Origin of the sequence: Uliginosibacterium silvisoli (genome assembly GCF_036017035.1) — a bacterium.
Classification (GTDB): Bacteria; Pseudomonadota; Gammaproteobacteria; order Burkholderiales; family Rhodocyclaceae; genus Viridibacterium; species Viridibacterium silvisoli.
The window spans coordinates 487,397-502,683 of record NZ_JAYXHS010000002.1; the positions used below are offsets into that span (position 1 = coordinate 487,397).

Annotated in this window: 12 protein-coding genes; 10 read left to right on the top strand and 2 right to left on the bottom strand. The window is 62.4% G+C overall.

The genetic code is table 11. The features are described from left to right. Positions 1 to 90 precede the first annotated feature (90 nt). Positions 91 to 1,446 carry an LLM class flavin-dependent oxidoreductase gene (locus VVD49_RS11855; protein ID WP_327599387.1) on the bottom strand — a complete coding sequence of 452 codons (1,356 nt, stop codon included), beginning with the start codon at positions 1,444 to 1,446 and terminating at the stop codon, positions 91 to 93. A gap of 235 nt (positions 1,447 to 1,681) precedes the next feature. Further along, complete coding sequence (locus tag VVD49_RS11860; protein ID WP_327599388.1) at positions 1,682 to 2,443, bottom strand: class II aldolase/adducin family protein; 762 nt, start codon at positions 2,441 to 2,443, stop codon at positions 1,682 to 1,684. Positions 2,444 to 2,660: 217 nt separating this feature from the next. On the opposite strand from VVD49_RS11860, the gene VVD49_RS11865 reads away from it, so the two are divergent. The 10 genes from VVD49_RS11865 to VVD49_RS11910 all read left to right on the top strand — a co-directional run bounded on the left by VVD49_RS11865 (position 2,661) and on the right by VVD49_RS11910 (position 15,259). After that, complete coding sequence (locus VVD49_RS11865; RefSeq protein WP_327599389.1) at positions 2,661 to 4,022, top strand: LLM class flavin-dependent oxidoreductase; 1,362 nt, start codon at positions 2,661 to 2,663, stop codon at positions 4,020 to 4,022. Positions 4,023 to 4,036: 14 nt separating this feature from the next. After that, positions 4,037 to 5,518, top strand: a complete 1,482-nt coding sequence (locus VVD49_RS11870; RefSeq protein ID WP_327599390.1) for an NAD(P)/FAD-dependent oxidoreductase — start codon at positions 4,037 to 4,039, stop codon at positions 5,516 to 5,518. Between the two features lie 329 nt (positions 5,519 to 5,847). Beyond that, positions 5,848 to 7,446, top strand: a complete 1,599-nt coding sequence (locus VVD49_RS11875; protein WP_327599391.1) for an ABC transporter substrate-binding protein — start codon at positions 5,848 to 5,850, stop codon at positions 7,444 to 7,446. Positions 7,447 to 7,462: 16 nt separating this feature from the next. Continuing rightward, the gene (locus VVD49_RS11880) at positions 7,463 to 8,809 is read left to right on the top strand and encodes an LLM class flavin-dependent oxidoreductase (RefSeq protein WP_327599392.1); all 1,347 of its coding nucleotides are present in this window, start codon (positions 7,463 to 7,465) and stop codon (positions 8,807 to 8,809) included. Next, positions 8,800 to 9,627 (top strand): SDR family NAD(P)-dependent oxidoreductase, encoded by an 828-nt coding sequence (locus VVD49_RS11885; protein WP_327599393.1) that lies wholly within the window; start codon positions 8,800 to 8,802, stop codon positions 9,625 to 9,627. Before VVD49_RS11880 ends, VVD49_RS11885 begins: the two co-directional genes overlap by 10 nt. 16 nt (positions 9,628 to 9,643) lie before the next feature. Further along, a complete protein-coding gene (locus tag VVD49_RS11890) occupies positions 9,644 to 10,627 on the top strand; it encodes an ABC transporter permease (protein ID WP_327599394.1) in 984 nt (327 codons plus the stop codon). Beyond that, positions 10,624 to 11,529, top strand: coding sequence for an ABC transporter permease (locus tag VVD49_RS11895; protein ID WP_327599395.1), 906 nt, complete (start codon positions 10,624 to 10,626; stop codon positions 11,527 to 11,529). The genes VVD49_RS11890 and VVD49_RS11895 overlap by 4 nt, the downstream gene beginning before the upstream one ends. A gap of 5 nt (positions 11,530 to 11,534) precedes the next feature. Next, positions 11,535 to 12,599, top strand: a complete 1,065-nt coding sequence (locus VVD49_RS11900; RefSeq protein ID WP_327599396.1) for an ABC transporter ATP-binding protein — start codon at positions 11,535 to 11,537, stop codon at positions 12,597 to 12,599. After that, positions 12,599 to 13,615 (top strand): ABC transporter ATP-binding protein, encoded by a 1,017-nt coding sequence (locus VVD49_RS11905; RefSeq protein WP_327599397.1) that lies wholly within the window; start codon positions 12,599 to 12,601, stop codon positions 13,613 to 13,615. Before VVD49_RS11900 ends, VVD49_RS11905 begins: the two co-directional genes overlap by 1 nt. A gap of 18 nt (positions 13,616 to 13,633) precedes the next feature. Continuing rightward, positions 13,634 to 15,259, top strand: a complete 1,626-nt coding sequence (locus VVD49_RS11910) for a rhodanese-like domain-containing protein (protein ID WP_327599398.1) — start codon at positions 13,634 to 13,636, stop codon at positions 15,257 to 15,259. The last annotated feature ends 28 nt before the right edge of the window (positions 15,260 to 15,287 follow it).

Sequence of the window (15,287 nt, forward strand, 5' to 3'; positions counted from 1 at the left end):
TCTAGGTGCATCACCGTTCCTAAACCTATCCGGCCTTCGCCGGGATGACGATGATTTTTTTCTGAGCGCTCGACGAAAGACGTGCGCAGATCACGCCGCGCTCGAAGTGCGAAGCGCCGGATGTACCGGGCGTGAAAGCCCCAGGTTTTCGCGCAAGCTCGCGCCGCTGTATTCGGTGCGGAACAGGCCGCGACGTTGCAACTCAGGCACGACCAGTTCGGCGAAGTCTTCGAGGCCACCGGGCAAGGTGGCGGGGAGCAGATTGAAGCCGTCAGCGGCTTCCTTGTGGAACCATTCTTCCATGCGGTCGGCGATGTCGGCAGCCGTGCCGAACACCTGGTGGTGACCACGCGAGCCAGCGATGCGCTGCGCGAGTTGCAGCAGGTTGAGGCCGTCGCGTTCTGCCGTCTCGCGCAACACCTTGAGGCGCGTGACGCTTGCGTTGGTGCCGGGCAGATCGGGCACAGGCCCATCGAGCGGGTAGCCGGACAGGTCGACTCCGTCGAGCAGATTGGATAGCTGCGAAATGGCGAGCACCGGGTCGAGGCTTTCCTGCAACTGCGCATACTTCTCGTCTGCCTCGGCCCGACTGCGGCCGACGACGGGGAAGATGCCGGGCATGATCTTGAGACTCGCAGGATCGCGACCCGCGTCGCTCAGACGGCCCTTCAGTTTCGAGTAGAAGGCCTGGCCGTCGGCGAGTGTGGGATGCACGGCGAACACGACGTCGGCGGTGAGCGCGGCGAGCTCGATGCCGGGGCCGGAGCCGCCTGCCTGCACGATGATCGGGTGGCCCTGCGGCGGGCGCGACACATTGAGCGGGCCGGCGACGCTGAAGTGTTCGCCGACGTGATTCGGTTGATGCAGCTTCGACTTGTCGAACACCACGCCGGAGTTTTCATTCCACGTGAAAGCGTCGTCTTCCCAGCTGTCCCACAGCTTCTTCACCACGTCGAGGAATTCGATGGCGCGTGCGTAGCGTGCATCGTGTTTCGGGTGTGCTTGCGCGGAGAAGTTTTCTGCTTCGCCGACGCCATTCGAGGTGACGACGTTCCAGGCTGCACGACCACCGCTGAGGTAGTCGAGCGACGCGAACAGGCGCGCCACGTGGAAGGGCTCGTAGTATGTCGTCGATGCAGTGGCAACCAGACCGATGTGCTGGGTGAACGTCGCGAGTGCGGACAGCAGCGTGATCGGTTCGAAGTGTGTGAGGTGCGGCGTGCGCTCGAAAGCGGCGTCGGGCTGCACACTGGCGCGCACGCCCATGCTGTCGGCGAGGAAGACGAAATCCAGCTTGGCGCGTTCTGCTGTGGTGACGATGTTGCGATAGTGCGCGAGCGTCAGCCCGGCCTCATTCGGTACGTTGGGCTGTTTCCAGGCCGCGAGGTGATGACCGTGTGCGCGGATGAATAGCCCGAGCGCCAGCTGCTTGGCTTTGTTTGCCATGGTGGTGATTCAGTATTTCAAAAACGTTCGTGGCGTGCGATTTGCGGTGTTGCGTGTAGGAGCGGGCCATGCCCGCGACACCGCACGTATAACAAGGCCAGCGCTACATTGATGCCTGCGTTGTCGCGGGCATGACCCGCTCCTACATTGGTTGCGGCTCGGCGCTGACGAATGCATGCATGATCGTGAGACCTGCCCCGGATTACGCTGCGCTTCGTCCGGGCTACGCAAACACCTACAGCCGATACGAAGGATCTTTCTGGTCGAGACGGCGACGGATCGCTTCGAGCAGCGGTTCGCTGCGCTTGGGGCTGCCGACAACCTGCTGCACCGTCTTCGTCGCCGCTTCGTGCGAGATATAAGTGAGCGGGCGACCTGTCGCGAGTGCCGCTGCCTGGATACGGCAGGCGTACTCGAGGTTGTAGTTGCGATGGAAAGCTTCAGCGATCGTCGAGCCGGTCACGACCAGGCCGTGATTGCGCAGGATCAGCGCGGGATGCTGGCCGAGTGCTTCGGCAATGCGCTCGCGCTCGTCCGTGTCGTGCGCCATGCCTTCATAGCTGTGATAGCCAACGCGGCCGTAGAACTGCGCCGCTTCGAGCGTGAGTGGCAGCAGACCTTCTTCCAGCGTCGACACGATGGTGCCGCCGTCGGTGTGTGTGTGGATCGTCGCGAACACATCCGGGCGTGCGCGATACACCGCACTGTGGATGACGAAGCCAGCACGGCCTGCTTCCCACTTGTTCTCGCCGACGAGGTTGCCGTCGTAGTCGATCTTGACGAAGTCGGACGCGCGCACCTGATCGTAGAACAGGCCGTACGGATTGATCAGGAAGCGTTCGGGATCGTCCGGAATGCGCGCGGTGATGTGGTTGAAGATCAGCTTGGTCCAGCCCAGTTCGGCCAGCGCACGCGCTGTGGCGGCCAGCTCTTCACGCACGCGCTGCTCGACGGGCGACCAGCGTTCAGCAACCTTCAACTCTTCCTTTGCGCCCATTTCGTTTTCCTGATGCTTCCGTGAATTTGGGCGGGAGCCTAGCAGCCTACGACTAAAGTACTAACCGATATTTAGGTATAAGCAGCGCAGTAAATTTCAATTTGAAACGCGAATATCGCGAGGATTAACATCCTGCGGCGTGGATTCGGCGGTGCTTCTGAAATTGCCGGATTATCACTTTGGTTTATGCATTAAAGATATCCGGAAGAAGAGAGCAATGAGCAGGAGCAGGCAGGACAAGATCAGGCTGGGTGTATTTCTGTACCCAACCGGCCACCACGTCGCGGGCTGGCGGCATCCAGAAGCGGCGGCTGATGCGGGCACGAACTTCCGCCATTATGTAGAGCTCGCGCAGACTGCCGAGCGCGGCAAGTTCGACCTGCTGTTTCTCTCCGACAGTTCGGCCCTGCGCGGCGCCGAGCATCTCGAATCGCTGAGTCGCATTGCCTCACGCAGTGTCTTTCTCGAACCGCTGACCTTGTTGCCTGCGTTGGCGGCGGTGACATCACATATCGGTCTGGTCGCCACGGCGACGAGCACCTATAACGAGCCCTATGCGTTGGCGCGCAAGTTCGCCACGCTGGATCACATCAGCGGCGGCCGCGCAGGCTGGAACCTGATTACCTCGAACAACGAGGCAGAAGCGCAGAACTTCAGCCGCGACAAACACCCCGAGCACGCGGATCGCTACGACCGTGCGCAAGAGTTTGCGGCCGTGGTCGCGCGTCTTTGGGACAGCTGGGACGACGATGCGTTTCTGCGCGACAAGTCTTCGGGCGTCTTCTTCGACCAGGACAAGCTGCACTTCCTCAATCACCGTGGCGAGCATTTCTCGGTGAAGGGTCCGCTCAACGTCGCGCGCCCACCGCAGGGTCACCCTGTGCAGGTGCAGGCGGGAGCCTCGGAGGCTGGTCGCGATCTGGCAGCGCAGTTCGCGGAAGTGGTTTTTACCGCGCAGTCCTCGATTGCCGGCGCCCGCGACTTCTATGCCGATGTCAAATCGCGTGCGGCGGCGTACGACCGTGCGCCGGAAGACATCAAGATCATGCCAGGATTCTCTACCGTGGTTGGCGCCAGCGCGACCGAGGCTGCGGAGAAGCATGCGCAGTTGCAGGAGTTGCTGGACCCCGTCGTCGGCCTGTCGTTGCTGTCGGCAATGCTTGGCAATGTCGATCTGTCCGGAGCGGATATCGACGGGCCTCTGCCCGAGTTGCCCGCCACCAATGCCGGCAAGGGTCGCCAGGCGCTCCTGGTCGAAGCGGCACGTCGTGACAAGCTGACGATCCGCGATCTCTACAAGCAGGTCGCCGGTGCGCGTGGCCATCACGCAGTGCATGGCACGGCCAGCCAGATCGCCGATGAGCTGGAGAGCTGGTTCCTGGAAGAGGCCGCCGATGGTTTCAACATCATGCCGGCTGTGCTGCCCGCGGGTCTCAATGATTTCGTCGATCACGTCGTGCCGGAGTTGCAGCGGCGTGGTCTTTTCCGCCGCGAATACGAGGGCCGCACCTTGCGCGACAACCTCGGCCTGAAGCGGCCGCAAAGCTATTTCGCCAGCAAGCCTGGCAAGACAGATTGATCAGGAAAGTAGTGATGAGTAATACCGCAGAAGCTCTGGAACAACTCGAAAAGGAAGTCGCGCGCTCGTTGCGCTATCTCGGTGATGCGCCGGAGAACTGGGTGCCGTCGCGCGAGGGTGTCGATCACGATGTGCTCATCGTCGGTGGTGGCCAGAGTGGAGTGACCACGGCGTTCGGTCTGCGCCGTAATGGCATTCACAATGTCAGCGTGATCGACTCGGCCGATGAGAATACCGTCGGCGCCTGGCAGACCAAGGCGCGCATGCGCGTGCTGCGTACTGCGAAAAAGAATACCGGCCCGGACCTGGGCATCCCTGCGCTGAGCTTCCGCGCCTGGTACGAGACGCAACATGGCGAAGCGGCCTACGAGGCGATCACCCGTGTCGCGACGTCGGACTGGATCGACTACCTCGCCTGGGTGCGCAAGACGCTGCGTGTGCCTGTGCGCTTCGGCACGCGGCTGTTGCGCGTAGAGGCGGTGCGGGCGAGCAGTGAGGGCGTGGACTTTTTCCGTTTGCACCTTGAAGCAGAGGGCAAGGCGTTCGTCGAGACTGCGCGCAAGATCGTGCTGGCGACAGGTGCTGTCGGTGGCGGGCTGCCTTTCATTCCGCAGCTCATCGAGCAGCTGCCGGCGAACCTGCGGGCGCATACCGATGACGCGATCGATTTCGCCGCACTGGCTGGCAAACGCGTTGCCGTGATCGGCGCGGCTTCGTCGGCCTTCGATGCTGCGGGTGTCGCACTGGAGGCCGGTGCCGCGCGTGTGCATCTCTTCGCGCGCAGTGCCGACGTGGTGCGTGCTTCGCCGGGCAAGCAGGTGACGTATCCGGGCGCAGCGAATCATTTCTTCGATCTGCCGGACACAGAACGCTGGCGCCTCGCACAGCATCTACGTGGGCGCAGCCCGGGTCCGATGCTGGAGACGGTGCAGCGCGCGACGCGCTTCGACAACTTCCATCTGCACTTCAACGCCAGCGTGCGCGGGGCCACGCTGATCGAAGGCGGCGTCGAACTGGATGTGGATGGCGAGCTGTTCGAATTCGACTACGTGATTGCCGGCACCGGCTACCGCATTGATGCAGCGCTTCGCCCCGAACTCGCCGCATTCGCGGAAGACATCGCCGTGTGGGCCGACAAGCCGGTCGTGGATGCCGAGCGCGATGCGCAGTCCTCCGCGCTGCGTTTCCCATACCTGGGCGCGGGCTACGAATTCACGGAGAAGGTGCCGGGTCGCGCGCCGCTGTTGAGGAACATCCACTGCTTCAATTATTCCGCGATCACGAGTTACGGACGCCACGTGGGCGACGTGTCGAGCCTCACTACAGGTGTGCCGCGACTCGTTTCCGCTATCAGCCGCGATTTTTTCCTTGAAGATTACGACCTGCATCTGCAACGGATTACCGGCTCCGGTGCATTCGAGTTGACCGGTGCCGAGTACGCGCATTCGATCTGGCAGAAAGAGGCGGAAAAGCAGGCTGACGGCCTGACTGTATAGAAGCGAACACAAAATCTTTCCGGCACATGCCGGATGATTTTGATGAGGCTCAAAAGCAAGGCGCGCCGCGGTTTTCGTGGTGCGCCTTTTTTATTTTAGAAATGCCATATGGAAATATAGAGTGGCAATAAAAATTGCCATTTTCATAATCACAAACACGGATTAGCTGCGAAGAAAGTCGCATAAACCTATACGCAATTTCCTCTAAGAAAAGCAGAACTTGTTTCTTTCGACGCGCATATCACTTTGGATATAGTCGCCCGTCTCGATTCAAGCAACTGATAATTCTGAGGAAAATGACAATGGCAACGGGCGGGAAAAAGAGTGGAATGAGCGGCATGCGTAGCGGCGTTTTTGCGGCTGCGGCACTCGTTTCGACATTGATGTCGGGCGTGGCATTCGCCCAGGCTGCGGCAACACCGGTGCGCGGCGGCACCCTGATCACGGCGATCGACCCCGAGCCGGCCGTGCTCAACGTGACGTATCACAACCAGTACGCCAACTCGGCTGTTTCCGCGAACATCTTCGACGGCTTGCTGACCTATGACGCCAACCAGAAGCCGCAACCGGCGCTGGTGACGAGCTGGGACGTGTCCAAGGATGGCCTCGCCATCACGCTGAAGCTGCGCAAGGATGTGAAGTGGCACGACGGCGTGTTGTTCACGTCGGCCGACGTGCAGTACAGCTTCCTCGAAGTGTTGAAAAAGGTACACCCGCGCGGCCGCATCACGTTCGCACCGATCAAGGATGTGGAAGCACCTGATCCCTACACGGTGATCCTGCGCCTCGAGCGCCCGGCACCTGTGATCCTGAGTTCGCTGAACTCGGCTGAAGCGCAGATCATTCCGAAGCACCTCTACGAGGGCACGGACATCCGCACCAATCCGTACAACCAGAAGCCGGTCGGCACGGGTCCGTTCAAGTTCAAGGAATGGAAGAAGGGCCAATACGTCGAGCTGGAGCGCAACCCTGAGTACTGGGACAAGGGCAAGCCTTACCTGGACAAGGTGATCGTTCGCAACATCCCTGACGCAGCCGGTCGTGCCGCTGCGCTGGAGACGGGAGAAATCCTGTACCTGCCATACGCCGGTGTGCCGTTCTCCGACGTGGCGCGCCTGCGCAAGGATCCGAACCTCGTGTTCGATTCGCGCGGCTATGCCTACAACTCGCAGATCTACTTCTTCGACTTCAATCAGCGTCGCCCGATCACCGGCAATGTGAAAGTGCGCCAGGCGATTGCGCATGCCATCGACAAACAAGGCCTGATCAATACCGTCTGGTACGGCTTGTCGCAGCCTGTCGATGGTCCGATTCCTCCGTCGCTGACGAAGTACTACACGACCGACAAGCCGAAGTATCCGTACGACCTGGCCAAGGCTGAAAAGCTGCTCGACGAAGCCGGCTATCCGAAGAAGGCTGACGGTATCCGCTTCTCGCTGACGGCTGACCTGTCGCCGAGTGCAGACGCCTTTGTGCCAGCTGGCGAATACATCCGCCAGAACCTGAAGAAGATCGGTATCGATCTCAAGCCGATCTCCAACGATCCGCCGGCTTACCTGAAGAAGGTGTTCACGGACTATGACTACGACATAAACATCCAGGGCTACTCCGTGTTGTTCGACCCGGAGATGGGCCTGACGCGTCTGCTGTGGTCGAAGGGCGCTTCCAAGGGCGTGCCTTACGTCAATGCCGGTGGCTACAACAACCCGGCGATGGACAAGGTGGTCGAGGGCTATCAGCGCGAGACCGATCCGGCGAAGCGCGTGAAGCTGTTCCACGAACTGCAGCGTATCGAGCTGGCCGACCTGCCACTGCTGCCGATCATGGATGCACCGTTCTTCACGCTCTACAACAAGCGCGTGCATGGCCTCGACTTCAACCCGGACGGTGCGCGTTCCTCGTTCCGCGACGTCTGGCTGTCGAAGTAAGCGAGCGGAGCACAGCATGAGCGGCAAGATGAAGTTGGGTGTGTTTCCGCTGGATGTGGGCCACCACATCGCAGCGTGGCGCCACCCGGATGTGCCGCCCGGCGGTGCCACCGATCTGTCCTACTTCCGTCACCTCGCGCAGGTGGCGGAGCGGGGCAAGCTGGACATGATCTTCTTCGGCGACCAGATGGCTGCGCAGTACCCCGATGACGAAAGCATCGGGCGTACCTCGCGCGTGCTGCGGCCCGAGCCCATCGCGTTGCTGTCCGCACTGGCGGCGGTGACCGAGCGCATCGGTCTCGTCGCGACGGTGTCCACCAGCTATTTCGAGCCGTACCACGTGGCGCGCAAGTTCTCGACGCTCGATCATTTCAGCAACGGCCGTGCGGGCTGGAACATCGTTACCTCATGGAACGACAAGGAAGCGCTCAACTTCAATCGCGGCGAATTGCTCGAGCATGGTTTGCGCTATCGCCGCGCGCTGGAGTTCGTCGATGTCACGACGCGCCTGTGGGACAGCTGGGAGGACGATGCCTTCCTGCACGACAAGGATTCGGGACGCTTCTTCGACCCGGAGAAGCTGCACGTCAGCAACTTCAAAGGCGAATACTTCTCGGCGCGCGGACCGCTGAACCTGCCGCGCTCGCCGCAAGGCTATCCGGTGCTGGTGCAGGCCGGCTCGTCGGATGATGGCCGTGACTTCGCGGCGAAGACGGCGGAAGTCATCTTCACCGCGCAGCCCGACCTCACACAGGCCAAGGCCTTCTACGCCGACATCAAGGCGCAGGTGGAAGCGGCCGGACGCTCGCCGAATCACGTCAAGGTCATGCCGGGCCTGATGCCCATCGTCGGTCGCAGCGAAGCCGAAGCGCAGGAGAAATTCCAGCGCCTGCAGGACCTCATCGATCCGCAGATCGGCTGGGTCGTGTTGTCGCGCCATCTCGGTGGCGTCGACCTGTCGGCCTATCCGCTCGATGGCCCGGTGCCCGAGCTACCGCTCACGCAAGGCAACCAGAGTCGCCAGCGCTTGCTGCTCGACATGGCGCGCCGCGACGGTCTCACGCTGCGCCAGCTCTACGAGCGCGTCGTCGGGTCGCGCGGTCACTGGATCGTCGCTGGCACGGCCGAGCAGATCGCCGACCAGATGGAAAGCTGGTTGCGCGAAGGCGGCGCCGACGGCTTCAACCTGATGCCGCCCTGGCTGCCGGGCAACCTCGAGGAATTCGTCGATCACGTCATTCCCGTCCTGCAGCGTCGCGGCCTGTTCCGTACCGAATACGAAGGCCGCACCCTGCGCGACAACCTCGGCTTGCCGAAACCCACGAACCGATTCAAGGACGGAAGGAAAAACATATGGATCTGAAGCTCGCCAACAAGATCGTGCTCGTCACCGGCGGCAGCAAGGGCCTCGGCCTGGCCGCGGCACGCAGCTTCCTCGCCGAGGGCGCGAAGGTCGCCATCGTCTCGCGCAGCGCAGACAACATTGCCACCGCACGCGACGTGCTGGCCAAGGAAGGCTTCAAGGTTCACGGCGCCGTCGGCGACCTGAGCAACCCGGATGAAGCGGAGCGCGTCGTCGCCGAAGTCGAGCGCGAAGTCGGCCCTATCGATGTGCTGGTGAACAGCGCGGGTGCCGCAAAGCGCAAGGCCGCGAAAGAGCTCGATGCAGCCAGCTGGAAGGCTGCGCTGGACGCCAAGTTCTTCCCTTACGTGCACGCACAGGATGCCGTGCTCAAGCGCTTCCGAGAACGTGCTGAAGCACTTGGCCTGACGGGCGACACGCCGCCGACGCAACAGGTCGGTGCCATCGTGAATATCGTCGGCACGGGCGGCAAGATTCCCAACGAAACGCACATCACCGGGGGCTCGGCGAACGCAGCACTGCTGCTGTCGACCATCGGCCTCGCGCAGTACTACGCGAAGTTCGGCATCCGCATCAACGCGGTGAACCCCGGTGTCACGCTGACCGAACGCGTCGAGCAGACGCTGACGTTCGAAGCGCAGCGTCTCGGCATCGACAAGGCGCAGGCGCGCCAGCAGGGCGAGGCCTCGGCACCGCTGCGCCGCTTCGGCCGCGCAGAAGAAGTGGCCGACGTGGTGACCTTCGTCGCCAGTGAGCGAGCGAGCTATGTGGTCGGCGCGCTGATCCCGGTCGACGGCGGTCAGAAGCCGGTCCTGTAACGCAGAAAAGTAGCAAATGAAAAAGCCCGGCAAATACGTTACGCGTCGCCTGCTGCAGGTCATTCCGACCTCGGTGATCATCGTCCTCCTGTCATTCCTGCTGCTCAAGACAGCACCGGGCGACATGGTGGACGTGATCGCTGCCGAGTCGGGCGGTGCGACGAAGGAATACATGGACCAGATGCGTGAGCTCTACGGCCTCGACGTGCCCGCGCACATGCAGTTCGTGCATTTCATCAACAGGGTCCTGCATTTCGATCTGGGCTATTCGTTCCGCGATAATATGCCGGTGTCGTCGCTCATTCTCGAGCGTCTGCCGGCGACTGTTCTGCTGTCTCTCTCCAGCATCGGCTTCGCGCTGGTCGTCGGTGTGGCGCTCGGTGCACTGGCCGCGAAATATCGCGGCAGCGTGCTTGACACCGCCATCTCCGTCATCTCGACCATCGGCTTCGCCACGCCGCTGTTCTGGATCGGCCTGATGCTCATCGTGCTGTTCTCGATTCAGCTGCGCTGGTTACCGGTCGCGGGCATGGTCACGGTTGGCATGGACTACGCCAACCACTGGGAATACGCGCTCGACGTCGCCAGGCATCTCGTGCTGCCTGCGTTGTCGCTGGGTTGCTTCTTCCTGTCGATGTATGTGCGCCTGACGCGCTCGGCAATGCTGGAGGTGTATGGCCTCGACTTCGTGCGCACGGCACGCGCCAAGGGTGTGTCGGAGTGGCGCGTCATCACGCGTCACGTTTTGCGTAATGCCTTGCTGCCCATCGTCACGATCACCGGCCTGCAACTCGGTGGCCTGTTCGGTGGCACTGTCGTCATCGAAACCGTGTTCGGCTGGCCCGGCATCGGGCGTCTTGCCTATGACGCCGTCGCTGCGCGCGACATAAACCTGTTCCTCGCCATCTTCCTGTGCAGCTCGCTGATGGTGATCTTCATGAATCTGCTGGTCGACCTGCTTTACGTCGTGCTCGACCCACGTATCGAGGTGGCGCAATGAGTGCTGCGACCGCTTCCATCGATTCCGTTGTAGCCGCGGTCGAGCCGACCAGGGTTGCTGCGATCGACCACACGTCTTTCCGGCGTCGCTTCTTCCGTTCGCATGCAGCCGTCACGGGCAGCGTGATCCTGATCCTCGTGCTGTTCAGCGCCGCGTTTGCTTCCGTGCTGTATCCGGGCGACCCGCGCGACATGGTGGCGCAGGCCTCCATCTGGCCGGGGCAGGATGCGCACTATCTACTTGGCACCGACATGCTCGGTCGCGACATGGCCGCCGCCATCTTCCACGGCGCACGCCAGTCCCTGTTCATCGGTTTTGCAGCGACCTCGTTGGCCGTGCTGGTCGGCACTGTCATCGGTGTGCTGAGCGGCTACTTCGGCGGCTTCGTCGATGACAGCCTGATGCGCTTCACGGAAATCTTCCTGACCATGCCGACGCTGTTGTTCACGATCGCGCTGGTGATCATCCTCGGCCCATCGGGTGGCAGCATCGCGCTCGCCATCGGCCTCACATCCTGGCCGCAGATCGCACGTCTGGTGCGTGCCGAGGCGATGCGGGTGCGCCAGTACGACTTCGTGAGCGCCGCCATCACCATCGGCATGGGCCACGTGCGCATCATTCTCAAGCACATCCTGCCGAACAGCCTGTCGCCGGTCATGGTTGCTGCCTCCGTAATGATCGCGCAGGTGATCCTGGCCGAAGCCTCGCTGTCCTTCCTTGGCCTCGGCGATACCACCGTCATGTCCTGGGGCGGCATGGTCGGCGCGGGCAGGGCGGTGCTGCGCACGGCCTGGTACATGACGGCGTTGCCCGGCCTCGCCATCTTCATCACGGTGATGGGCTTCATGTTGCTCGGCAATGGTTTGAACGACGTGCTCAATCCGCGCACGCCAGTGAGGTAAGCATCATGAGTCTGCTCGAAGTAAAAGATCTCTCCATCCACTTCAAGACACCGGGCGGCACGCTCACGGCGGTCGACAAGCTGTCGTTCTCCGTCGATGCCGGCGAGACGCTGGCCATCGTCGGCGAATCCGGCTGCGGAAAATCCGTGACCGCGCTGGCATTAATGCGCTTGCTGACGCCATCCACGAAAGTCAGCGGTTCGATCCGTTTCGAAGATCGCGAACTGACCACGCTGCCCGAGCGCCAGATGCGCGACCTGCGTGGCAATCGCATGGCGATCATTTTCCAGGACCCGATGGCTGCGCTGAACCCGGTGATGACCATCGGCGACCAGATTGTCGAAGCCATTCGCGCACATGAAAAGGTGAGCAAGGAAGCGGCGCGCAAGCGTGCCGAAGAGCTGCTCGAACTCGTGCACATCCCCGAGCCGCGCCGCCGTCTCGACGAATACCCGCATCGTTTCTCCGGCGGCATGCGCCAGCGCGCGGCCATCGCCATGGCATTGGCATCGAAGCCTTCGGTGCTGATCGCCGATGAACCGACGACGGCGCTGGACGTGACCATCCAGGCGCAGATACTCCACCTGCTGCATCGCCTGCAGCGCGATCTGGGAATGGCGCTGATCCTCATCACGCACGATCTTGGCGTTGTCGCCGAGACGGCTGATCGTGTGCTGGTCATGTACGCCGGCCGCAAGGTTGAGCAACAAGGCGTGAATGGTCTCTTCGAGCAGCCGTTGCACCCCTATACGCAACGCCTGATGGGTGCCAAGCCGCGCCTCGAGCAGGACAGCGTCGGCACGCCACAGCGCCTGCAGGAAATCCCCGGTCTTGTGCCGCAACTTACGCAACTGCCCGCCGGTTGCGCCTTCAGCACGCGTTGCGATATGGCGGACCACGTTTGCCACAGCGTGCGCCCCGAGCTTAAATCTCATGCAGGGCATGGTCTCATTGCGTGCCACAAGAGCGAGCAACTCGATGCGGCGGAGGTTGCTGCTGCAGTTGCCACGAAAGGCATCCAGTTCATCGAGCGCGCACCGGCAGAACAGCCGTTGGCGAGGGTGGCGTGATGGGCGCGTTGCTCGAAGTAAAAGATCTCGAAGTCGGCTACCGCACACAGCGCGGCCACATGACGGCCGTCGACAAGGTGTCGTTCGATGTGAAGGCCGGCGAGACGCTGGGCCTCGTCGGTGAGTCCGGTTGCGGCAAGTCGTCGTTGGGCAAAGCCATCATGCGGCTGCTGGAACCGCAGTCGGGTTCGATCCATCTCGACGGCGTGGACATCACGCATCTATCGCCGACGAAACTGCGTCCGCATCGTCGGCGCTTCCAGATGGTGTTCCAGGACCCAGGCGGCTCGCTCGATCCGCGTCAGCGCATCGGCAAGCTGATCGAAGACCCGCTCAAGTTCCACGAAGTCGGTGACAAAGCCGAGCGGCATCAGCATGTACTGGCGCTGATGGAGAAAGTCGGCCTGCACCCGGATGTCATCAACCGCTTGCCGCACGAGTTCTCTGGCGGCCAGCGCCAGCGTATCGCCATTGCGCGCGCATTGGCACTCGACCCAGCCCTCATCGTCTGCGATGAACCCGTGTCGGCGCTCGACGTATCGCTACAGGCGCAGATTCTGAATCTCCTGTCGGACCTGCAGCGCGAGCGCAGCATGGCCTACCTGTTCATCAGCCACGATCTGTCGGTTGTGCAGCATCTCGCCGATCGCGTGGCGGTGATGTATCTCGGCCAGATCGTCGAGATCGCGCCACGGACCGAGTTGTGGAAGCGCCCGGCGCATCCCTACACGCAGGCGTTGATCGATGCTGTGCCGGTGATGGATCCGTCGAAGAGCCGCATCGCCGACAAGCATCTGCTGGCGGGCGACCTGCCCAACCCCTTCAATCCACCAAGCGGTTGCCGCTTCAACACGCGCTGCCCGCATGCGACGGACACCTGCCGCAGCGTGGCGCCTGCCTTGCGCACGGTTGCGCCGGGGCATGTCGTGTCCTGCCATCTGCATTTCGATGCCGGCCAGTCGCCGATCACGCTGCACACCAACGCTACCTCGGTCCGCGAAGCCGAGGCCGCCTGAAATCATCTGGAGTTTTTCATGAGCAACGAATACACCCCCAACCTGATCGACGTGGCCACGCTCGAAGCATGGCTTGATGACGGCGCCGAGATCGCCTTGCTGGATGTGCGCGAAGAAGGCCTGTTCGGTGAAGGGCATCTGCTGTTCGGGACGAACCTGCCGTACAGCCGCCTCGAACGCGACATCGCGCGCCTCGTGCCGCGCACGGCTACGCGCATCGTGCTGATCGGCGAGGGTGGCAATGGTGTGCTCGCTGCAAAGCGTCTGGATGCCTTGGGTTACACCGATGTAAACAAGCTGCAGGGCGGCGTCGAAGCATGGCGTGCGGCGGGTGGTTCGCTGTTCACCAGCATCCACGTGCCGAGCAAGGCGTTCGCCGAAGTCGTCGAGCATGCGTATCACACACCCGCCATCAAGGCCGAAGCGCTGTCGAAACTCATCGAGGAGAAGGCCGACATCGTCGTGCTCGATAGCCGCACGCTCGAAGAGTACGACCGCTTTCATGTGCCGAGCGCCATCAGTTGCCCGAGCGCCGAGCTGGTCTACCGCTTCGCTGACCTCGTGCCGTCGCCGGATACCTTCGTCGTCGTCTCCTGCGCTGGCCGCACGCGCGGCATCATCGGTGCGCAGGCGCTCATCAACGCCGGCGTGCCGAACCGCGTCGCGGCGCTGGAAGGTGGCACGCAGGGCTGGAAGCTTGCTGGCCTGCCGGTGGAGAAGGGCCGCGTGGCCGCTTATGGCCCGGCCAGTGATGCAGCGCGCGCGCAAGGCCTGAAGCGCTCTGCTGCACTCGCTGCCCGCTTCGATGTGCCGTATATCGACGTGGCGCAATTCGATGCCTGGCGCAAGGACGCCAGCCGCACGACTTATCTCTTCGACGTGCGCACGCCGGACGAATTCCTCGCCGGCCACTTGCCCGGCGCCGTGTCGGTCGCAGGTGGTCAGATCGTGCAGACGCTCGACAAGTGGGCTGCGGTGCGCGGTGCGCGCCTTGTGCTCGCCGATGACCAGCAAGTGCGTGCCGACGTGACCGCGCATTGGTTGCGTCAGCTCGGCTGGGATGCCGTTGTACTGCGTTACGACGCTGCAACAGCGTCGCTCGAACAAGGCAAGGCAACGCTGGAGACGCCGGTGCGTCCCGCTGCTGAAGAGATCGACAGTGCGAAGGCGAAGCAGTTGCTGGAACAGGGCGCGCGCGCCATCTCTGTCGATGCCAGTGCAGATTTCCGCAAGGCACATCCGGTTGGTGTGCTGTGGGCGAATCGCTCGCGCCTCGCTGTGCTACCAGAGGAGATCGCCAGTGCGCAGACCTTGCTGGTGTTCGCCCACGATCGTGATGCGGCGCAACTCGTTGCGCATGATCTGATCGAGCGCAACGCCTCGCAGACTGTTCTCGTCGTGCGCGGTGATGCAGACGCCTGGCGCGTGGCTGGCCTCGTCGTCGAGGAGTCGCCACAGACCCCGCCCGACGCCGAGCGCATCGACTTCCTGTTCTGGCTCTACGACCGTCACCTTGGCAATGCGGAAGCCTCGCGCGCATACCTCGCGTGGGAAGGCGAACTGCCGAAGCTCATCGGCTCGGCGGAGAAAGCCGGTTTCCGAATCCCCGCGAATGAATCGAAAGCCAGCTCGGCCGTGCATTGAGCAACGCCCGAATCCAACCAGATCCCAA